The sequence below is a fragment of the Micromonospora sp. NPDC005203 genome (genome assembly GCF_042872705.1).
Lineage (GTDB): Bacteria > Actinomycetota > Actinomycetes > Mycobacteriales > Micromonosporaceae > Micromonospora.
Genome location: NZ_JBIAKV010000007.1, coordinates 283,388 through 304,314, shown reverse-complemented (window position 1 = coordinate 304,314; position 20,927 = coordinate 283,388). Strand labels below are relative to the sequence as shown.

Annotated in this window: 18 protein-coding genes and 1 pseudogene; 9 read left to right on the top strand and 10 right to left on the bottom strand. The window is 72.0% G+C overall.

The window, feature by feature from the left end:
- Positions 1-156 precede the first annotated feature (156 nt).
- Complete coding sequence (locus ACFYPM_RS18610; RefSeq protein WP_387198025.1) at positions 157-1,008, top strand: serine hydrolase; 852 nt, start codon at positions 157-159, stop codon at positions 1,006-1,008.
- A 150-nt stretch (positions 1,009-1,158) separates the two neighbouring features.
- On the opposite strand, the gene ACFYPM_RS18605 is transcribed toward ACFYPM_RS18610, so the two are convergent.
- Positions 1,159-1,956, bottom strand: a complete 798-nt coding sequence (locus ACFYPM_RS18605) for a tyrosine-protein phosphatase (protein ID WP_387198022.1) — start codon at positions 1,954-1,956, stop codon at positions 1,159-1,161.
- Between the two features lie 44 nt (positions 1,957-2,000).
- Between ACFYPM_RS18605 and ACFYPM_RS18600 the strand changes: the two genes are divergently transcribed.
- Both ACFYPM_RS18600 and ACFYPM_RS18595 read left to right on the top strand, forming a co-directional pair.
- Positions 2,001-3,098, top strand: a complete 1,098-nt coding sequence (locus ACFYPM_RS18600) for a mandelate racemase/muconate lactonizing enzyme family protein (protein WP_387198020.1) — start codon at positions 2,001-2,003, stop codon at positions 3,096-3,098.
- A gap of 59 nt (positions 3,099-3,157) precedes the next feature.
- Positions 3,158-4,078: an NlpC/P60 family protein gene (locus ACFYPM_RS18595; protein ID WP_387198017.1), complete on the top strand. Its 921-nt coding sequence runs from the start codon at positions 3,158-3,160 to the stop codon at positions 4,076-4,078.
- Between the two features lie 120 nt (positions 4,079-4,198).
- Here the strand turns inward: ACFYPM_RS18595 and ACFYPM_RS18590 are convergent, their stop codons facing one another.
- The 3 genes from ACFYPM_RS18590 to pnuC all read right to left on the bottom strand — a co-directional run bounded on the left by ACFYPM_RS18590 (position 4,199) and on the right by pnuC (position 7,291).
- Entirely contained in the window at positions 4,199-5,197 is a 999-nt protein-coding gene (locus ACFYPM_RS18590; RefSeq protein WP_387198014.1) for a TerC family protein, read from the bottom strand.
- Positions 5,198-5,513: 316 nt separating this feature from the next.
- A complete protein-coding gene (locus ACFYPM_RS18585) occupies positions 5,514-6,638 on the bottom strand; it encodes an AAA family ATPase (RefSeq protein WP_387198011.1) in 1,125 nt (374 codons plus the stop codon).
- Positions 6,635-7,291: a nicotinamide riboside transporter PnuC gene (gene pnuC, locus ACFYPM_RS18580; RefSeq protein ID WP_387198008.1), complete on the bottom strand. Its 657-nt coding sequence runs from the start codon at positions 7,289-7,291 to the stop codon at positions 6,635-6,637. The genes ACFYPM_RS18585 and pnuC overlap by 4 nt, the downstream gene beginning before the upstream one ends.
- A gap of 83 nt (positions 7,292-7,374) precedes the next feature.
- On the opposite strand from pnuC, the gene ACFYPM_RS18575 reads away from it, so the two are divergent.
- On the top strand, positions 7,375-7,668 hold the full coding sequence (locus tag ACFYPM_RS18575; RefSeq protein ID WP_387198005.1) for an antibiotic biosynthesis monooxygenase family protein: 294 nt from the start codon (positions 7,375-7,377) through the stop codon (positions 7,666-7,668).
- 128 nt (positions 7,669-7,796) lie between these two features.
- Here the strand turns inward: ACFYPM_RS18575 and ACFYPM_RS18570 are convergent, their stop codons facing one another.
- The 4 genes from ACFYPM_RS18570 to uvrB all read right to left on the bottom strand — a co-directional run bounded on the left by ACFYPM_RS18570 (position 7,797) and on the right by uvrB (position 12,812).
- The gene (locus ACFYPM_RS18570; RefSeq protein ID WP_387198002.1) at positions 7,797-8,654 is read right to left on the bottom strand and encodes a helix-turn-helix domain-containing protein; all 858 of its coding nucleotides are present in this window, start codon (positions 8,652-8,654) and stop codon (positions 7,797-7,799) included.
- 198 nt (positions 8,655-8,852) lie between these two features.
- Positions 8,853-9,221: a VOC family protein gene (locus ACFYPM_RS18565; protein WP_387197999.1), complete on the bottom strand. Its 369-nt coding sequence runs from the start codon at positions 9,219-9,221 to the stop codon at positions 8,853-8,855.
- A 453-nt stretch (positions 9,222-9,674) separates the two neighbouring features.
- Positions 9,675-10,628, bottom strand: coding sequence for a helix-turn-helix domain-containing protein (locus ACFYPM_RS18560; protein WP_387197996.1), 954 nt, complete (start codon positions 10,626-10,628; stop codon positions 9,675-9,677).
- Between the two features lie 75 nt (positions 10,629-10,703).
- Positions 10,704-12,812: an excinuclease ABC subunit UvrB gene (gene uvrB / locus ACFYPM_RS18555; protein ID WP_387197993.1), complete on the bottom strand. Its 2,109-nt coding sequence runs from the start codon at positions 12,810-12,812 to the stop codon at positions 10,704-10,706.
- Between the two features lie 299 nt (positions 12,813-13,111).
- Between uvrB and ACFYPM_RS18550 the strand changes: the two genes are divergently transcribed.
- The gene (locus ACFYPM_RS18550) at positions 13,112-15,301 is read left to right on the top strand and encodes a hypothetical protein (protein WP_387197991.1); all 2,190 of its coding nucleotides are present in this window, start codon (positions 13,112-13,114) and stop codon (positions 15,299-15,301) included.
- A 2-nt stretch (positions 15,302-15,303) separates the two neighbouring features.
- Here the strand turns inward: ACFYPM_RS18550 and coaE are convergent, their stop codons facing one another.
- Complete coding sequence (gene coaE / locus ACFYPM_RS18545) at positions 15,304-16,485, bottom strand: dephospho-CoA kinase (RefSeq protein WP_387198064.1); 1,182 nt, start codon at positions 16,483-16,485, stop codon at positions 15,304-15,306.
- 330 nt (positions 16,486-16,815) lie between these two features.
- On the bottom strand, positions 16,816-18,327 hold the full coding sequence (rpsA, locus tag ACFYPM_RS18540; protein ID WP_387197988.1) for a 30S ribosomal protein S1: 1,512 nt from the start codon (positions 18,325-18,327) through the stop codon (positions 16,816-16,818).
- Between the two features lie 478 nt (positions 18,328-18,805).
- Between rpsA and ACFYPM_RS18535 the strand changes: the two genes are divergently transcribed.
- From ACFYPM_RS18535 to ACFYPM_RS18520, 4 genes and pseudogenes are all read left to right on the top strand, one after another.
- The gene (locus ACFYPM_RS18535) at positions 18,806-19,612 is read left to right on the top strand and encodes a class I SAM-dependent methyltransferase (protein ID WP_387197986.1); all 807 of its coding nucleotides are present in this window, start codon (positions 18,806-18,808) and stop codon (positions 19,610-19,612) included.
- Positions 19,613-19,668: 56 nt separating this feature from the next.
- Entirely contained in the window at positions 19,669-20,271 is a 603-nt protein-coding gene (locus ACFYPM_RS18530) for a Uma2 family endonuclease (protein WP_387197984.1), read from the top strand.
- Between the two features lie 52 nt (positions 20,272-20,323).
- Positions 20,324-20,536, top strand: a complete 213-nt coding sequence (locus tag ACFYPM_RS18525) for a DUF2945 domain-containing protein (protein ID WP_387197981.1) — start codon at positions 20,324-20,326, stop codon at positions 20,534-20,536.
- A pseudogene (locus ACFYPM_RS18520) lies at positions 20,529-20,876 on the top strand (DUF3140 domain-containing protein); the annotation flags it as partial. The gene ACFYPM_RS18525 and the pseudogene ACFYPM_RS18520, both read left to right, overlap by 8 nt.
- Positions 20,877-20,927 lie beyond the last annotated feature (51 nt).

Sequence of the window (20,927 nt, the reverse complement as noted above, 5' to 3'; positions counted from 1 at the left end):
CCCCCCCCCCCCCCCCCCCCCCCCCCCCCCCCCCCCCCCCCCCCCCCCCCCCCCCCCCCCCCCCCCCCCCCCCCCCCCCCCCCCCCCCCCCCCCCGTCTGTTCTCCCCCGACGGGTACGTGAGCCCGCCCAGGGCTGATCGGCTACGGTCACCGGCATGACCTGGGAGGATCTCGACGCCCACCTGGACCGGGTGCCCGGCACCGTCTCGGCGTACGTGGGACGGCTCGACGCGTCGCCGACCTGGACCCGCCACCCCGACGCCGCCCACTATGCGGCGAGCACCATGAAGGTGGCGGTGCTCGCCGCGCTGCACCGGGCCGCCGAGGCGGGCACCCTGGACCTGGACGCCCCGGTCCCCGTGGTCAACGAGTTCGACTCCGCCCGCTCCGGCGCGCCCCGGTTCTCCTGCGCGCAGCCCTACGACAACGACGACGCGGTCTGGGACCGGGTGGGCGGCACGGCCCCGCTGCGCTGGCTGGCCGAGCGGATGATCGTGCGCTCCAGCAACCTGGCCACCAACCTGGTCATCGGGCACGTCGGGCTGCCCGCCGTGGCCGAGGTGTGGGCGCGGACCGGCGCCCGTGCCAGCGTCACGGGTCGCGGCATCGAGGACTTCGCCGCCCGCGCGGCCGGCATCACCAACGCGGTCACCGCCGCCGACCTGGCCGCCCTGCTCGGCGCGCTGGCCACCGGGGCCAACGCCCCGGGTCGGCTCGCCTCACCAGCGGCCTGCTCGGCCATGCTGGACGTCCTGCTCGCCCAGGAACACCGGGAGGACCTGGCCGCCGGCCTGCCCGAGGGCACCCGCATCGCACACAAGAGCGGTTGGGTACGCGGTGTGCGCCACGGCGCCGGTGTGGTGCTGCCCGCCGACGCGCCGCCGTACCTGATCACCGTCTGCACGACCACCGACCCGACCGACGGCGACGACGAGACGGGGGCGGACGCCTGCCTGCTGATCGCGCACATCTCCGCGCAGGTCTGGGCCGCACGCCACCAGCTCTGACCTGGATCCGTCCGTCCGGCTACGCTGCTCGAAACCCCACCCCGGAGCCGCCGATGCCCCACAGTCGCACCGTCCTGATCGCCTTCTTCGTCGTGACGGCGGCGAACCTGCTGGCCAATGCCACCGGCGGCATGCCCACCGACGCGCCTGTCACTCCAGCAACTGCGCCCGCAACGCCCTGAGGTCGGCGTCGGTGAGCCCCAGCCCGTCGCGCAGGTACGCGTCGAACGAACCGTGCACCCGGTGCACCTCGTCGTAGCCGGCGTCGAGGTACTCGGCGCGGACCTCCAACACCGGCAGCACCGCGTCGACGTCCAGCTCGGGATTCCGCCGCCGCATAGCCTCGACGATCACCACGCGCAGGCTCTCGGTGAGTTCGTTGTTGCGCAGGTATTCGGCGCGGACCGTCGCCTCGTCTACCCCGAGCGCCGTCAACAGGATGACGGTGAGCCAACCCGTGCGGTCCTTGCCGGCGGAGCAGTGGTAGACCAGCGGCAGGTTCTCCGGCTGCGCGGCCAGCCGTACCGCCTCGGCGAAGCCGACCCGCGCCGACTTCCCGGTGACGAACCACCGGTAGATGGCCGCCATCGCCCCCGCCGTGCCCTGCCGGGCCAACTCCGCGTACGCGTCCAGGTCGTGGCCCAGCAGCACCGCCGAGACGTACGTGAAGACCGGGTGCTCCGGGTCGTGCACCGGAAGGCGCACCACCCGTGGCTCGCCGGCCAGCCGATCCGCGGGTGCGACCTCGATCTCCGCGGGAGCGCGCAGATCCAGCACGCACGCCGGACCCAGCTTCGCGAGCACCGGCAGGTCATCGTCTGTCAGCCGACCCAACGCCGGGGTCCGGATCAGCTGTCCCACCCGGATCCGCCGGCCGTCGGCGCTGACCAGCCCGCCCAGCTCACGCGCGTTCGGAGCGCCCACCAGCCCCCAGCTCTGCCCGGTCATCCGGTCCCCCATCCTGCCGCGTGCCTACGTATAGGGTGCCTGACATGACGATCTCGGAGGTACGCACCCACCGGGTCTCCGCCCCCTTGCACACCCCGTTCATCACCGCGCTGCGGCGTACCACCACAGTGGACACGCTCGTCGTCGAACTCGTCGACACCGACGGTCGCTCCGGCTTCGGCGAGGCGCCCCAGGTCTGGCAGGTTACCGGCGCGTCGGTCGCCGGCGCACGGGCGTGCGTCCGCGAAATGCTCGGTCCGCGGTTGATCGGTCGTGACCCGGACGACCTGGTGACCCGGTGCGCCGAGGTGCAACGTGCCGTGGCGGGCAACGAGGCGGCGAAGGCGGCGGTGGATGTCGCCCTGCACGATCTGGCCGCCCGGCGGCTGGGCGTACCCCTGGTGCGGTTGCTCGGGGGGACCACGCTGCGGGTGCCGACGGACGTCACCCTGGCGGTGGGCGACGCGGTGGACCTGGCGGCGGCCGCGCGGCAGCGGCGGGCCGACGGGTTCGGCGTGCTCAAGTTGAAGGTCGGCACCGATGCGAGCACCGACCTGGACCGGGTACGCGCCGTCCGCGCGGCCGTCGGCCCCGGGGTTCGGATCCGACTCGACGCCAACCAGGGCTGGACGCCCCGGGAGGCGGTACGGGTGATTCGTGGCATCGAGGACGCCGGGCTCGACGTGGAGTTGGTCGAGCAGCCGGTGGCCCGCTGGGACCTGGACGGGCTGGCCTGGGTCAGCGACCGGGTGTCCGTGCCGATCCTGGCCGACGAGGCGGTCTTCGGGGTCCGTGACCTGGTGGAGGTGATCCGCCGTCGGGCCGCCGACCTGGTCAACGTCAAGCTGGCCAAGTGTGGCGGGCTGCAACCGGCACGCACCCTCCTCGAACTGGCCAGCGCCCACGGGCTCGGCACCGTGGTCGGTTCGATGATGGAGAGTCAGGTCGGCATCGGGGCGGCGGCGAGCCTGGCCGCCGCGTACGGTACGACCGAGGTCGCCGACCTGGACGCCGCCTGGTGGCTGGCCTGGTCCCCGGTGCGGGGCGGAATACGTTACGACGGGGCCACCGTGGTGCTTCCGGACGCCCCTGGCCTGGGCATTTCCGGTCTGGCTGAAGCAAAGGTGCAGACCAACGCTTGATGAGCGTTAGTTTCTTTCATACAGTTCCCCTGGACAGCCGACTCGATCTGGGGGTTGACGTGGAGCTGCAACCGGGCCGCGAGGCCGTCGTCCGAGTCGCGGTGGCAACACTGTGGACCTCGCCCGAGGCGGTCCGTCCGGTCGACCGCCCGGCGCTGACCGCCGGCGCCGACATCCCGGCCTGGGTCTCCGGTCTCAACACCGAGCAGCAGGTCGGCGACTGTGTGCTGAGCCAATTGCTGCTCGGCGAGCGGGTCCTCGTCACCGAGCTACGACCGGACGGCTGGGCGCGAGTCGTCGCCGTCGAGCAGCCTGCCGCCAAGCTGGACCCGCGCGGCTATCCAGGCTGGCTCCCCGCCGACCAATTGGCCGTCGTCGACCCGGCCACCGGCGGCGACCGACCGCTGGTGGTGGACGCCACGGTCACCGCGCTGCACGCCGCCCCGGCCGGACCGGTGGTGTTGTCCGGTGTCGTCGTCGGCACCCGTCTGGTGCCGGCCGGCCCCGCCCGCGACAACTGGCGCCCGGTGCACGCTCCGGGGCAGGCCGCGCCGCTCTGGCTGCCCGACAGCCACCTGGTCCCGGCCTCGGCCGCGTCGCCGAACGCCGGGCAGGCGCTCGCGGTGGCGCAGCGGCTGCTGGACGTCTCCTACATCTGGGGTGGTCTCTCCGCGCACGGCATCGACTGCTCCGGCCTGGTGCACCTGGCCTGGCGGCGGTTCGGGGTGCTGCTACCGCGCGACGCCGACGACCAGGCCGTCGCCACCACCCCGCTGGCCCTGGGGGCGGAACGCCCCGGCGATCTCTACTTCTTCGCCCGACCGGGCCGCGCGATCCACCACATCGGCATCGTCACCGCCCCGCCCAGCGACAGCGGCGAGCGGCGGATGTTGCACGCCTGCTACCGGCGGCGGCGGGTCATCGAGGAGCCGCTGCCGGCCGACCGGACCGCCACGCTCGTCGGCGCGCACCGGGTCTGACGGCGGGGCATCCTCGACTGATCGGCCCGCACCGGGGTCGGACCGCCAGGGCACCCGCCGTTTGCCGGCGCGCACCTCTCGGACCGGCCGGGCCCATCGGGGCGCCCGGCCGGCGCGCGGTCAGCGGCGGGCGTCGGCTAACTCGCGGCGCCGGTCCCGGGAGGACTTGATCAGGCTGGCGGCGGTGGCGATGCCCAGGGTGCCGAGGATGACCAACAGCGACAGCCAGATCGGGATGTGCGGCGCCCAGCCGACGTGCTCGCCACCGTTGATGAACGGCAGGTTGTTGTCGGCCAACGCCTCCAGCACCAGCTTGACCCCGATGAAGCCGAGCACGACGGCCAGGCCGTAGCTCAAATAGATCAACCGGTCGAGCAGGCCACCGAGCAGGAAGTAGAGCTGACGAAGGCCCATCAGCGCGAACACGTTCGCGGTGAAGACCAGGTACGGCTCCTGGGTGATGCCGAAGATCGCCGGGATCGAGTCCAGGGCGAAGATCAGGTCCGTGGTGCCGATCGCGATCATCACGATCAGCATCGGGGTGAACAACCGCTTGCCGGCCACCTGGGTGGTGAGCTTCGCGCCGTCGTACTCCTTGGAGATCGGCAGCGCCTTACGACTCCACCGGATCAGCAGGTTCTCGGAGAACTCGTCCTCGTCCGGCTCGCCCTGCCGGGCCAGGTTGATCGCGGTGTAGATCAGGAACGCGCCGAAGATGTAGAAGACCCAGGAGAACTGGGTGATCAGCGCGGCACCGGCGGCGATGAACCCACCGCGCATGACCAGTGCCAGCACGATGCCGACGAGCAGGACCTTCTGCTGGTACTGCCGGGGCACCCCGAAGCGGGCCATGATGATCACGAAGACGAAGAGGTTGTCCACCGAGAGGCTGTATTCGGTGAGCCAACCGGTGTAGAACTGCCCCGCCGAGCTGGCGCCGGAGGTCAACCAGACCCCCGCCCCGAAGAGCAGGGCAAGCCCGACGTAGAAGGCGACCCAGAGGCTCGACTCCCGCACACTCGGCTCGTGCGGGCGCCGACCAATGATCAACAGGTCGACGAGCAGGACCGCAGTCAGTACGACAAGCGTCCCCGCCCACACCAATCCGGACACGTCCAACGTTCAATCCTCCGGCAGACACGCGGCGTCGGGCACACCGTACGCCCCCTGCGGGGCTGGCGTGCCGCTGTCGCTCACTCTGGTGACTGTCGGAGGTCTCTTCCGCCGCCACCCTGCAACAGCGGTGGCGACCTACGGGGCCGGGTCGGTCCGCCGTGGTTCCGACAGGTCGACCGTGCTGACGACTCCGTTGCGGGGGAATACTCCCCTCCTCGGTGACCATTGTTGCCCACCACGCCCCGTGATCACACCCCGGGCACCCGGTGTCGCCGACCACCCGTCCGACCGGCCACGCCGCGTACTGCTTCCTAGGAGGCTAGTGCGAGTCGGGTGCGGCGATCGGGTCGGTGAGGAACCACCCGGCGGCGAGCAGGTCGTCGCAGGCCCGCACAGCCCGGGCCAGCCGCTCGGCGTGCGACCCGGTCAGCTCCACCACCGGCACCCCGCACCCCGCCAACTCGGTCCGGAACCGCTCGGTCATCCAGGCCCGCAGGTGCTCGCCGTCGCGCAGCCCGTCATCGGTGAACGGCACGTCCCGGTGATCCGTCAGCAGATACAGCGCCGGCCGGCGGGCCGCCGCCCGCACCTGCACCGACGCGCTGCCCAGGTAGCGCTCCTCCCACACCGCCGTCGCCCGCGCGTCGGTGTCGCAGACCAGCAGTGGCCCGCTCGTCCGGGCCGCCGCGTCCTCGGTCGCCTGCTGCTCGCGGACCACCGCCTGGAAGTCGTCGGAGTCCCAGGTGACGTCGAAGACGGTCGCCTCCGGCACCCGCTCCCGCACGCGGGCCAGCTTGCGAGCGGTCAACTCCCGGCCGTACTCCGGCACCCAGGACGTGCCGTAGTGCGCCGCCAGCGCCGCCGCCATCGTCGTGGTACCGGTCGACTCGGCCCCGACCACCACCACCCGCCGGACGAACCACGCCCGCACCGGCGGGCTCAGCCACCGCCAGGAACCCGCCGGGTCCGCGCGCACGGCCGTCCCGGACACCGGCACGGCCCGCCGGTCCGGATCCACCGCCACGGGTACGGCGTCGAAGCGGCGCGCCAGCTCAGCGCCGTACGCCTCGGAGGAGAACACCGCGTCCACCGGCCCCGGCCCGACCGCATCGCGGAACACCGCGCAGTGCGCGTCCCAGACGGCCGGATCGGCGTAGTCCACCGGATGGTCGTCGTACCGGCCGACGAACCGCACCCACGGCGTGTCCGCGTGTACCTCCCGCAGCCAGTCGAGCCGCAGCGGAAGCGGAATGGACTCCCGGCGCGAGGGTGCCACGACGACGGTGACCTCGGCGCAGCGGGCGGCGGCGGCCACGATCAGCGCGTGGTGCCCGGCGTGCGGCGGATAGAACTTGCCCACCACCATCCCGTGCCCGAACTCCGCGACGCCCGAGCGCGACGGCAGGCGGGGCACCGGTGGACGGCCCGGTTCCTCGGCGCTCACGCGGTGGCCGGGGCCGGGCCGGGCGGGACCACCGTCGGCCGACCGGCCCGACGCAGGTCGGCCTGCCAGGCCCGCAACCCGAGTACGCACAGGGACAGGAAGACCAGGTACAGCACGGCGGTCAGGTGCAGCCCCTTGTACGCGTACAACGGGATGTAGATCAGGTCGGCGGCGATCCACAGCCACCAACTCTCCACCCGCTTGCGCGTCTGTCCGTAGGTGGCCAGCAGTGACAACGCCGTGGTCAGCGCGTCCGGCAACGGCACTGTCGAGTCGGTGGCCCGGTCCAGCAGCACCCAGAGCACGCCGGTGAGCAGCACCCCGGCGACGGCCAACGCCAGCCACTCCCGTCGCCCCGTCCGGCTCACCGTGAGCCGGCTGCGCCGCTCGCCACCGTAGAGCCACTGCCACCAGCCGTAGCAGCCGAGCGCGACGTAGACGACCTGGAGACCCGCGTCGGCATACAGCCCGACGGTCCAGAACACCAGCAGGAGCAGCAGCACGTTGGCGATGCCGATCGGCCAGTTGGCGATCCTCTGCCGGGCCACCAGCCACACGTTCAGCACACCTGTCGCGAACCCCAGCAGTTCCGCCCAGGTGGTGCCCGTGCCGGCCACCCGAAACGCGGTGCCGGTGAGCCAGTCAATGATCACGAGGCCACCCTAGGGTCTGTCGCCGACATCGGAACAGACCCCGCGACACCACCGCCACCGACCGTCGTGGGAGGCTTTCCGGCATGGTGCTTGAGGTCGCGTTGATCGACGTACTGCCCGGACACGAGGACGCGTTCGCCGCCGCGTACGCCGAGGGTCACCCCGTGCTCGCCGGGGCAACCGGCTGCCGGTCCGTCCGGATGACCCGGGGCATCGAGTCCCCGACGCGCTTCGTGCTGCTCGTCGAATGGGACTCGGTCGAGGCGCACGAAGAGAACTTCCGGGCCACCGAACGGTTCGCGCGGTGGCGGGCGCTGATCGGGCCGCACTTCGCCGGGCCTCCCGTGGTCGAGCACTTCCTCGACGTACCGGCCTGATCCGACCACCGACCCGAGCGACTCTGTCGTACCCCGCGGTTAGCGTGCTCCGCGCACGCGCCGGCCGCCGGTCCCGACGGGCTCGGGGGCGCCGGGCACGGTGGCCGCGCGGCGGGCCTCCCCGCGCGCTACTCGCCAGCGCGCCGGGCCAGCGCGGTGACTGTCTCCTCCGGTGACAGCGCGGCCGCCAGCAACGCCTCGGTCATCCGCTCGTACCGGCCGACGTCCGGCACGGTGGCCAACCGGACGTCGGTGGTCAACGCCTCGATCATCACCGTCCGCGGGTCCGCCGGGTCGGGAAAGGCATAGCAGGAGTACGGCGTGAGCGGGTGCAGCCCACCGCCGGCCGCCCCACGTGGCAGCAGTCGCACCGTGACATGCGACAGCCCGGTCACGGTGACCAGGTGCCGCAACTGCTCACGCCACACCGCCACCGGCAGGTCGCCCGGGTCGCAGACGGCCGCGGCGAGCACCGCCGTGTAACGCGGCGGATAGGCGCGCCGCAACACCTCCTGCCGCAGTGCACGGGCGCGCACCTCGGCCTCCACATCGATCTCCGGCGTGAACTGCGCGCCGGCCTCCACCAGCACCCGGGCGTACGAGGGCGTCTGGAGCAGCCCCGGCACGACCGTCGGCTGGTACTCGACGATGTCGGCAGCACCCGCCTCCAACTCGGCGTAGGTGCGCTGCCGTTCGCTCATGTCGCCCAGCGTCTTCCACCAACCTCGGCTGGTCGCCGCATCGCGAGCGATCACGATCAGCGCGTCCCGGGCCGGAGTGGGCACCTTGTAGATGTCCAGCAGATCGAGCACATCCGCGAGGTCCGGCCGGCTCTGACCCAGCTCGATGCGGGACAGCTTCGACGTCGAGGCCCAGCCGAGCCGGTCGCAGACCTGCTCCAGGGTCAGCGCCTCGCGCCGACGAAGCTGGCGCAACTCAGCGCCGAGACGTGCACGTCGAATGACAGGACTCGTTGGCAGCGGCATCCCGGCCTCCCCATCGAGGGAGCGTACGCAGGACGATCACCCAGTGCAATAGTTTGCTCGCTCACCGCAATCAGGTCATTCGGCGCGGTCGGGGAGCCAGACCGGCCGGACTCAGGGCCGTTTCAGCCGAACTCAGGATCGGCACCGGTCCTGCTCAGGATCGGCACCGGTCCTGCTCAGGGTCGGCACCGGTCCTGCTCAGGGTCGGTAGGTGCCGAAGGCCCAGACGTTGCCGGCCAGGTCACGGGCGGCGTAGTCACGGGAGCCGTAGTCGGTGTCGAACGGTTCCTGGGTGATCTCCGCCCCGGCCGCGCGGGCCTGTGCACAGTGGGCGTCGACGTCCGGCACGGCCACGTACACCGACCAATCGTCTTCGGCCGGCCGGGACGTCGCATCGGCCCGAGCGCCCAACATGACCATGCCGCTGTCGAAGACGAGTTCGGCATGGGCGACCGAACCGTCCGGTGCTTCGTGCACGGCGTGCACCTGGAAACCAAAGGCGGAGCAGAGCCAGTCGATCGCGGCGCGGGGATCGGGATAACGGAAGACCGGGTAGACGGTTCGCATGTCCACAGTGTGCCGCCGGCGGCGGGAGCCGGATTGGACGAATGTGACCTCGGCGGGTCGGTCCAGGCCTGATCCGGGATCGAGCACGATCAGGTGGGGCGCGAGGTCCCGGGTGGGGCACGCTGACGCCGAAGGCGACCTTGGTCTATCCCAGCCACGGCGCCCTGCTACGGACGACCGTACGGCGTGCCGCGCCCTGGCCGCGCCAGTCCGCAGGCCGCCCTCTCCCACATCGGCCCGGTCCGGCATCGGCCCGGTCCGGCATCGGCCCGGTCCGGCATCGGCCCGGTCCGGCATCGGCCCGGTCCGGCATCGGCCCGGTCCGGCGACAGAGCGGCGCAGACCCGCATGATCCTCTCGACTTTCCCAATGTCGGGCTATCCCCGGCTGTCGGATACCGCGACTTTCAGCAACCCGAGTGGATCGACGGTCAGGCCACCGCTGGTCGGTGCGTCAGCCGGACGGTGCCGCCCGGGCGGCGAGCAACGCGGCCGGAGTGTCCCCCGCGAACTGGTGAAAGTCCCGGATCAGGTGAGACTGGTCGTAGTAACCGCATTGCGCCGCCACCGCGGCCCAGTCGATGGCCGGCCCGCTGCTGAATGAGGCCGCAGCGGACGGCCCCAGGCTGGATGGTCCCAAGCTGGACGGGTCCGCCTCGGCCGCGGACTGGCCAGCGCCGGTCGGCGGGCGGGCACCCGGCCCGATCGCGGGGGTCCCTCTCACGTCGCTCAGCGCCGTGCACGCCTGCTGGAAGCGCAGCAACCGGGCGACCATCTTGGGTGGCAGCCCGATCTCCTGCCGGAACCGGGAGGCGAGATGCCGTCGGCTCCAGCCCAGCTCGTCGGCGAGCACACCGACTCGCTCCTGGCCACCGCTGGCCACGAGCCACCGCCACGCCCAGTCGAGCCGGGCGTCCACGGGCGGCGACGCCGCCAGGCGGCCGACGAGCACCCTGTCGAGCAGGGCGAACCGCTCCGGCCAGGACGCCGTCTCGGCGAGCTGGCTCCGCAGCCGATGCAGCCACCGGCCCGGGAGCTGCCCGACACCCACGGCCCGATTGGTCAGCTCGCTCAGCGGCAGACCGAGGAGCCGGCGGGCGGTCAGTGGGGCGAGCAGCAGCTCGACGCCCTCCCCCACGCCCACCGTCCGCGTGGTGCACCAGCCGTCGAAGGTGCCGGCCACGAACGAGTCGACCCTGCTGGCACCACGCTCCGCGCTGCGCGGGTCGCGCACGTCCAGCGGAGCGCCCCAACCCAGGATCAGCACCACGAAGACGCCCGCCGACTCCCGGCGGACCAGTGGGACGTCCGCCCGTTCCCGGTAGCCGACGTACCGGTCGACGAACGGGCGCAGGCCGACCTCGGGCAGCCCGAGCACCATCTCTCCGACCGGTGCCGCCGTGGTCATCCCCCACCCACCCTTCGCCCACCCTGGCGGGCCGCGCCCCTCGGTGGGGCACCGCTCACGCTCAGCCGCTGGTCGTCACTTCACGCCGGCGGCGTCCATGCCGCGCAGCTCCTTCTTCAGGTCGGAGACCTCGTCGCGGATCCGGGCCGCCAGCTCGAACTGCAGCTCGCGGGCGGCGGCCAGCATCTGGTCGTTGAGTTCCTGGATGAGCTCGGCGAGGTCGGCTCGGGCCATCCCCTCCCGTGACGTGGTCGTGGCAGCGCCCCGGCTCCGGCTGCGGGTCTCCTTGACCGGCGCCTTGCCCCGGGACAGCTGACGCACCGCGCCGCCGACCCGCGAGTTTTCGGTGTCCTCCGCCTCGCGGTAGATGTCGTCCAGGATGTCGTGGATCTTCTTACGCAACGGCTCCGGGCTGATCCCGTGCGCCTCGTTGTGCGCGATCTGCTTGGCCCGACGCCGGTCGGTCTCGTCGATCGCCGCCGCCATCGACGGGGTGATCTTGTCGGCGTACATGTGGACCTGACCGGAGACGTTACGGGCGGCCCGCCCGATGGTCTGGATCAGCGACCGACCACTGCGCAGGAAGCCCTCCTTGTCGGCGTCGAGGATCGCCACCAGCGACACCTCGGGCAGGTCCAGACCTTCGCGGAGCAGGTTGATGCCGACCAGTACGTCGTAGTCGCCCTTGCGCAGCTCGCGCAGCAGCTCCACCCGGCGCAACGTGTCGACCTCCGAGTGCAGGTAGCGCACCCGGATGCCGTTCTCCAGGAGGTAGTCGGACAGGTCCTCGGCCATCTTCTTGGTCAGGGTGGTGACCAGCACCCGCTCGTCGCGGTCGGTCCGTAGCTTGATCTCGTGCATCAGGTCGTCGATCTGGCCCTTGGTCGGCTTGATCACGACCTGCGGGTCGACCAGACCGGTGGGTCGGATGACCTGCTCGACGAACTCGCCCTGGGCCTGCTCCATCTCCCAGGTGCCCGGGGTCGCGGAGAGGTAGACCATCTGGCCGACCCGCTCCAGGAACTCGTCGAAGCGCAGCGGCCGGTTGTCGGCCGCGCTGGGCAACCGGAAGCCGTGGTCGATGAGCATCCGCTTGCGGGACGCGTCGCCCTCGTACATGCCGCCGATCTGCGGGATGGTCACGTGCGACTCGTCGACCACCGTGAGGAAGTCGTCGGGGAAGTAGTCGAGCAGGGCGTGCGGCGGGCTGCCGGGCAGCCGCCCGTCCATGTGCATCGAGTAGTTCTCGATGCCGGAGCAGAAGCCCACCTGCCGCATCATCTCGATGTCGTAGGTGGTGCGCATCCGCAGCCGCTGCGCCTCCAGCAGCTTGCCCTGCCGCTCCAGCTCGGCGAGCCGCTCGGCCAACTCCACCTCGATGTCACGGATCGCCCGTTCCATCCGCTCCGGGCCGGCCGCGTAGTGGGTGGCCGGGAAGATCACCAGCTGGTCGACCTCGCGGACCACGTCACCGGTCAACGGGTTGAGGTAGTAGAGCTTCTCCACCTCGTCACCGAACAGCTCGATCCGGATCGCCAGCTCCTCGTACGCCGGGATGATCTCCAGCGTGTCGCCGCGGACCCGGAAGGTGCCCCGCTGGAAGGCCATGTCGTTGCGGGTGTACTGGATGTCGACCAGCCGCCGCAGCAACTGGTCGCGGTCGAGCTCCTGCCCGATCTGCACCTTCACCGCCCGGTTCAGGTATTCCTCTGGAGTGCCCAGGCCGTAGATCGCCGAGACGGTCGCCACCACGATCACATCGCGGCGGGTGAGCAGCGACATCGTCGCCGAGTGCCGCAGCCGCTCCACCTCCTCGTTGATCGAGGAATCCTTCTCGATGTAGGTGTCGGTCTGGGGGATGTATGCCTCGGGCTGGTAATAGTCGTAGTACGAGACGAAGTATTCGACGGCGTTGTGCGGCAGCAGCTCGCTGAACTCCTTGGCCAGCTGCGCGCAGAGCGTCTTGTTCGGGGCGAGCACCAGGGTCGGGCGCTGCAACCGCTCGATCAACCACGCCGTGGTGGCGCTCTTGCCGGTGCCGGTCGCGCCGAGCAGCACGGTGTTACGGTCGCCGCGCCGAACCCGACGCTCAAGGTCATCGATGGCTGCCGGTTGGTCACCGGCCGGCTGGAAGTCACTGACGACCTGGAAGCGGCTGTCCAGCCGGGGAATGTCGAGCGCCATGCCATCAACGGTACGCCGGAGGTCCGACAGGAACGGCCGTCACGCCAGGTACGTGATCAGCTTCAATATTCCCATTGTGTGGCCCATGTCACTGGGACTACCCTCTTCATGTAGGCCGCTCGCGGCGGCCGACCGGGCCGGTGGCCAAGCCGTCATCACGGCCGGCCGCCCCCGGCACTGCGGTCGCAGCACCCGGCTCGTCCGGCGTGCGCACCCGTGTGGTCGCGCTCGAGGCGCAGACCGGCCGCCGCGAGCGCCCCTGCTCGTCACCCCGGTGCCACTCCGCCCGTTTCACATCCGTGGACACCTCTGCGACCCCGCCGCCCGACACCAGCCCCACGGCCGCCCCCCGACCGGACGGCACCGGCCGGCGGAACGCCTCCGCGGCGGGGAAGCCCAGCACGTCGGCCGCCGGACGGCTCGGCACCGGGCGCCACCGCACCGACTCGGCTGACGCCACCGCTGCCCCCCGGCCCACCAAGAGCGGGCCGGCCGGGAGCGAGCCGACCGGGAGCGGGGCTACCGGCAGCGGGGCTACCGGCAGCGGGGCTACCGGCAGCGGGGCTACCGGCAGCGGGGTCACTGCCAGCCCACCCGTCACCGAGCGGCCGACCGACATTGACCGACCCACCGCCCGACCCACCACGGCCCGACCCACCGCCGACCCCCGAAGCGCCACGGCCCGGCCCACCACGGCCCGGCCCACCACGGCCCGGCCCACCACGGCCCGGCCCACCACGGCCCGGCCCACCACGGCCCGACCCACCGCTCGGCCCACCACGGCCCGACCCACCGCCGACCCCCGAAGCGCCACCGGTCGATACTCCGACCGGACCCCGACGACCACCCGGCCCGACGACACCACCGACTCAGCCGCCGACGCGACCGACACCGCCGGTCGGGGTGCGGCCAGCCACCGACGCCGTACCGTGCTGTTGCTGCTCGCTCTGACGGCGGTGACGTCCGCGACGGCGTTGGTACTCGGCTTGTTGAGCTGGGCGCCCGACCCACCCGAGCCGGCCCGACCGCTGACCCTCGCCGAGGGCGAGCGGCTGGCCGCTCTGCGGGTCACCAACCTGCGGGATCTGCGCGCCGGGGTCCGCGTCACCGCCGGCGTCGACGCGACCCGGATCGAACTCGTGGGCTGGGTGGACTGGTCGCGGTCCCTGCTCTACCTGGACGTGGGCGGACCGGGAGCGGGTGCCGAGCGCGGGCTGTTGCAGAGGGCCGGGTCGGTGCTGGTGATCCGGCCCGACCCGGCCGCGGTGCCCACCCCAGCCGCACCCCCGCTGGTGCCTCCGGAGGATCGGTGGCGGCTGCACCGCCTGACGCCCGGGGCGAGCCTGGGGCCGGTGCTCGACCTACTCCTCGGCCTCGCGGCCGACCGCCCGGACGCGGACCCGGCGGCTGCGGGTAACGCCGCCCGGTGGATCGCCCGGGACACCATGGCGGGCGGCCCGGTGGACCTCCTCCAAGCGCCGCTGCTCACCGGGACACCAGCCGCAGGCAGCACCACGGCGGGCAGCACCGCCGCAGGCAGCACCACGGCGGGCAGCACCGCCGCAGGCAGCACCACGGCAAGCAGCACCGCCGCAGGCAGCACCACGGCAAGCAGCACCGCCGCAGGCAGCACCACGGCAAGCAGCACCGCCGCAGGCAGCACCACGGCACAGGTCCGGGGCAGCGGGTCGGTGGGCGCCGAGCCGGACGGGCAGACCCGGTACTGGCTCGACCAGGACGCTCGGCTGCACAAGCTCGTCACCCGGTTGCCCGGCGTCGGCCCGGTCACTGTGACCCTGCACCGGGCGGACCGGCCGACCCTCCGCCCGGTGGACGCCCTCGGCGGCCGGCCGGGTCTGCCCCGCGCGCTGAGCGACGCCGAACAGCGTCGACTGGACCGGCTGCCGGCCCGGCTACGCGCCCAGGGCGGTGCGGCGGTCACGCTCACCGCGCCAACGGGCACGGCCACGAACCTGCGCGGCGCGGGCTGGTTGAGCTGGACCACGCGGACCGCGTACCTCGCGGTTGCCGACCTGGGCGTGCCGGGTCGTCGGACCCTGCTGCGACGCGACGCCGCCGGGCTGGCCCGGGCGGACCTGCCGGCGGCGGCCGGTGGTGGCGGCACGGCGGAGGCACCGGGCCGACCACCCCTGGCGCCCCCGGCCGGAGCGTGGCGGGTCTCCCGATCCGTCGGGGACGACGTGGGCCGGCTCGTCGACGCGGCGGTGGCCGCCGGGTCGGTCGGGCCACGCGGTGCGGCCGTGCGGATACGCGAGGACGTCACCGCCGGCCGGACCGTGGACGTCGTCGAGGTGGGTCCGGCCGGCGCGCGGCTGCGCTACTGGGTCGACCGTGACGGGTCGCTGCGGCGGTTGGAGCTGCACACCAGCGGCAACGCGTGGGCCCAACTGGATCTCCAACCGGGCGCGGTGCCCCGACTGGCCCCGGTGCCCCGCCCGGCTGCGAAACCCCGGCCCGGTACCCGCTGAGCTCAGGGCCGCCAACCGGTCTGCGCAGCCCACTGGTCCGCCCGCAGGTACTCCTCGTCGAACCACGGGTCCCGGGCCGTGCCGGAGTCGCCGGGTCCGGGTGCCGCATCGACCAGGTCCCGCTTGAGTTGCAGGTACGCGGCCCGCTGATCCGGGTCGGCCCGCAGGTGGTCGCGCATCAGCAACGCGTACCGCCAGCCTGGCGACCCCTCCAGCCGCACGTGCAGGCGAACCGGACGAGCCGGGTCCGCGCTGCCGTGCAGCCGCTTCTCCCACCGACCGCTGCCGGCCGGGCGCGGATCGTCCCACCACTGCCCCGGCACCCGCGGGAACCCGGCGTTCGCCAGCCGGTCGGCCAGCGCTCCGTCGGCGTCGGCGAGGCTGGACACGGCCACCTGCACGTCGATGACGTCCTGGGCGGCGAGGCCGGGCACCGCGGTCGAGCCGATGTGGTCGATCCGCAGGGCGTCCGAGCCCAGGGCGTGCCGAATCCGGGCGGCCAGCCGCCCGTACTGCTCCGGCCAGCTCGCATCGGTCCCCGCCGGGTCGCCCTCGCCCGGCGGGACCACCCGCCGCTGACGCAGGTTGTCCTCGTAGGGCCGCAGCCGTTGCCGCCAGACCGTGTCGACGGCGTCGTGCAACGCCGCCAGACTTCCGTCGTTGCCGAGCACGACGTCCGCCGCCGCCCGGCGACGGGCGTCGTCGGTCTGGGCGGCGATCCGCCGCTCGGCCTCCGCGCGACCCATCCCCCGGTCGCGCACCAGCCGTTCCAGTCGGGTTGACACAGCCGTCTGCACCACGACCACCAGGTGGTACGTGGGAGCGAGCCCCACCTCGACCAGGAGCGGCACGTCGTTGACGACGATCGCGTCGGGGGGTGCCGCGGCGGCCAGCTCGGCGGTACGGGCCCGAACCCGGGGGTGGGTGATCGACTCCAACCGCCGACGGGCGGTCTCGTCGGCGAACACCACCGCGCCCAGTGCGGCACGGTCCAGCACGCCATCGGCGTCCAGCACCGCGTCGGTGAAGGCGGCGACGACCTCGGCCAGCCCCTCGCTGCCCGGTGCGACGACCTCCCGGGCCACCCGGTCGGCGTCGATGAGCACCGCTCCCCGCTCGACGAGTCGCGCCGCCACCGCGCTCTTGCCCGACCCGATTCCGCCGGTCAACCCCACCCTCAGCACCCGACCAGTCAACCGGATCACCAGCCCTGCCGCCAAACCCACCGCCGGCTCGGCGAACTCCCAGCCCACCCGAACCTCGGGCCACCCCACCCCACCCCACGCCCCGGCACCAGAACCACGAGATCGCCAGGCCCGGCCTGTCCCCGGTCGGCGATCTTGCACTTTCTGCCCCGACGAAAGGGGCATTTCAGCCCATCTCGGCGACAGAAACTGCAAGATCGCCGCGATCTTCTCGTGGGACGGGGGGCTTGGGGGACGCGAAAAGGCCCCGCCCCCGACGATCTGTGGATCGTTAGGGGCGGGGCCGTCGTCGTTCAGTCGTTCAGCGGCTCACTTACCGCCGGCGAGCTTCTCCCGCAGTGCGGCGAGCGCCTCGTCGGTGGCCAGCGTGCCGGCCGGCTCCTCGGCCTGCCGGCTCGGGGCCGGGCTGGACGAAGAGGTGGTGCCACCGCCACCGGTGCCGCCAGCGGCCGGAACGACCGGAGTCGGGTTGGCGGCAGCCTCGGCGTCGGCGGCCCGAGAGGTCTGCACCTGCTTGGTGTGGGCCTCCCAGCGCTGACGAGCCTCGGCGTACTGGTTCTCCCAGGTCTCGCGCTGCTTGTCGTACCCCTCGAGCCACTCGCCCGTCTCCGGGTCGAAGCCGTCCGGGTAGATGTAGTTGCCCTCGGTGTCGTACGTCGCGGCCATGCCGTAGAGGGTCGGGTCGAAGTGCTCCTCGCCCTCGACGAAGCCCTCGTTGGCCTGCTTGAGCGACAGCGAGATCCGGCGGCGCTCCAGGTCGATGTCGATGACCTTGACCATGACCTCGGAGCCGACCTGGACGACCTGCTCCGGGATCTCCACGTGGCGCTCGGCCAGCTCGGAGATGTGGACCAGGCCCTCGATGCCGTCGTCCACCCGGACGAACGCACCGAACGGCACCAGCTTGGTGACCTTACCCGGCACGATCTGCTGGATCGCGTGGGTGCGGGCGAACTGCCGCCACGGGTCCTCCTGGGTCGCCTTCAGTGACAGCGAGACGCGCTCGCGGTCCAGGTCGACGTCCAGGACCTCGACCTCGACCTCCTGGCCGACCTCGACAACCTCGGACGGGTGGTCGATGTGCTTCCAGGACAGCTCGGAGACGTGCACCAGACCGTCGACGCCGCCAAGGTCGACGAAGGCGCCGAAGTTGACGATCGAGGACACGACGCCCTTGCGGACCTGGCCCTTCTGCAGCTTGTTGAGGAACTCGGTGCGCACCTCGGACTGCGTCTGCTCCAGCCAGGCCCGGCGGGACAGGACCACGTTGTTGCGGTTCTTGTCCAGCTCGATGATCTTGGCCTCGAGCTCACGCCCGACGTACGGCTGCAGGTCGCGCACACGACGCATCTCGACCAGGGACGCGGGCAGGAAGCCCCGCAGCCCGATGTCGAGGATGAGGCCGCCCTTGACCACCTCGATGACCGAACCGCGGACGACGCCGTCCTCGTCCTTGATCTTCTCGATCGTGCCCCAGGCCCGCTCGTACTGTGCCCGCTTCTTGGAGAGGATCAGACGACCCTCCTTGTCCTCCTTCTGGAGGACCAGGGCCTCGATGTGGTCGCCAACCGTCACAACTTCGGCGGGGTCCACGTCGTGCTTGATCGACAACTCCCGAGAGGGGATGACACCCTCGGTCTTGTAGCCGATGTCGAGCAGGACCTCGTCCCGATCGACCTTGACGACGGTGCCTTCGACAATGTCGCCGTCATTGAAGTACTTGATGGTCTCGTCGATCGCGGCGAGGAATGCCTCCTCGGAACCGAGATCGTCGTGGGTGACCCGGGTGGCGCTCGAGGGGGCCTCGATGCTGCTCGTCATGTGGGCGGTTGCTCCGGTCGGTGGGTTGTCACAGCAGGCTGGTGTCGCAGTGACCTGTTCGCGCCAGCGGATCCGCCGCCGGGCACACCGAACGATCGCCTAGTGAGATCATGATGTGGCTCCGACGACCGCGCACCTGCTCCCTGCCGAGGCAACGCGATCCGCGAGCGCATCGTCTAGCCTACCGTGCGCATTACCACAGCGTGCAAGCCCTCCCGGCTTCTCTCCGTGCGGTGACCTGCGAAAGACGAACAATCGCCCGGAAAAGACCCCTGCTGTCTCGTGCGTCACAGCAGCCTCAGGAGTCGCCTCGGCCCGCGCTTGATCAACTCGACCTCGTGAGAACCGGCGCGTCCCAACGGCCCGGACACCGCGAGCGCACGGAATCCGAGGCGATCAAGCGGCACCGCGCGAGGAGTAGCGCAGATCTTGGACGCGCCGCCGCGCCCAACGGGTGGGTGGGGCCTAGCGTGAGCGCGTGGATGACGACAGCCGGGTCACCCGGCGCCGGGTGGGTGACGCCGAGGCCCGGCGGGCCAACCGCGGCTGGTGGGACACCGACGCCGACGACTACCAGGCTGAGCACGGCGCGTTCCTCGGCGACGTGGACTTCGTCTGGTGCCCGGAGGGCCTGCGCGAGGCCGACGCCCGGCTGCTCGGGGACCTGCCCGGCCGACGGGTGCTGGAGGTCGGCTGCGGTGCGGCCGCCGCCGCCCGCTGGCTGGCCACCCAGGGTGCCCGGCCGGTCGCCTTCGACCTGTCCGCCGGCATGTTGCGGCACGCGGCCGAGGCCGCCGACCGCACCGGGGTACGCGTACCGCTGGTGCAGGCCGACGCGCTCGCCCTGCCGTTCGCCGACCGGTCGTTCGACCTCGCCTGCACCGCCTTCGGCGCCATCCCGTTCGTGGACGACTCGGCGGCCCTGCACGCCGAGGTGCACCGGGTGCTGCGCCCCGGCGGGCGGTGGGTGTTCTCGGTGACCCACCCGATGCGGTGGATCTTTCTCGACGACCCGGGCGAGGGCGGGCTGACCGCCGTGCACTCGTACTTCGACCGCTCCCCCTACGTCGAGCAGGACGAGTCCGGCGTCGCCACCTACGTGGAGCAGCACCGCACCCTCGGCGACCGGATCCGGGAGCTGGTCGGTGCCGGCTTCCGGCTGCTGGACCTGGTGGAGCCGGAATGGCCGGCGGGGCACGAGGACCGCTGGGGGCAGTGGAGCCCGCTGCGCGGTCGGCTCTTCCCCGGCACTGCCATCTTCGTCACCGAGAAGCCGGCGGAGTGAGCGCGTCGCACCCGGAGTCCGCCCTGCGTCGCATCGACCGCCGATAGGCTCGTCCCATGAGCGCCGCGCCCATCCCGACACCACCTGGCCCCTGGTGTCCGGACCCGATGCGGCAGCAGCGTGCCGACTACACGCTGGAGGATCTGCTCACCCTGCCGGACGACGCCCCCCGCGTCGAACTCGTCGACGGACTAATCCAGGTGACACCCTCCCCCACCCTGGGCCACCAAACCATCTCCCTCCTACTCGCCGGCTGGCTGCTCCGGCACGCCCCGGGCAACCTTCGGGTCGCCCAGGCCCTCGGAGTCGGGCTCAGCTTCAACACCAGCCGACAACCAGACGTCCTGCTGTGCCGGGCCGAGGTGCCGTCCGACCGATCGTTGCTGCGTCCGGCGGACGTGGTCCTCGCCGTGGAGATCGTCTCGCCCGGTACGCGACGGATCGACCGATTCGCGAAGCCCGGCGAGTACGCAGCCGCCGGCATTCCGTTCTACTGGCGCATCGAGCAGGATCCGGTGCACGTCTACGCGTACCGGATCGGCGACCGGGTGGGTCCCGGCGGTGAGCGGCAGTACGAGCTGGTCGCCGACGGCGCCGACGTGATCGAGCTGGCCGAGCCGTTCGACATCAAGCTGCCGATCGCCGAGATCACCCCGTAGCGCGTCGCTGGAACGGCCGTTTCGCCGTCCCGGTGGCGGGTAGCCGACGAGCATGGCCGAACAGCGATTCCGCAAGGGCGACCAGGTTTCCTGGTCAGCCCACGGCAGCCGGGCGTACGGCGTGGTGCAGGAGAGGATCACCGACCGGACGCGGATCAGTGGGCGGGCGGTGAACGCGGCCCCCGACGACCCGCAGTACCGGGTCCGCAGCGACGGCACGGGCCGCGACGTGGCCCACCGACCCGAGGCGCTGCGTCATGAGTAAAGCTGACGACCAGGGCCGGGACACCTATCGGGAGTTCACCGAGGCGGTGAACATGAAGCCCCGTGAGCTGTCCACGTGGCTGGAGACCGACGAGTCCAAGCAGGTGGGCTGGCACAAGGGCGGCCGCTCCGGCGGCGGCGAGTCCGTCGGGCACGAATCCGGCCGGAAGATCATCAACCTGCTCCGCCGCAAACGAGGCGACCTGTCCGAGGGCGACTACAAGCACATGCGCAAGGTGGTCGGCTACGTACGCCGACACATGGCGCAGCGCCCCTCCGGCAACGTCCGCGACACCAAATGGCGCTGGTCCCTGATGAACTGGGGCCACGACCCGACGAAGTGACCCACCACTCCAGCACGATCCAAGATCACAGCCTCCGGGCGACGGTCG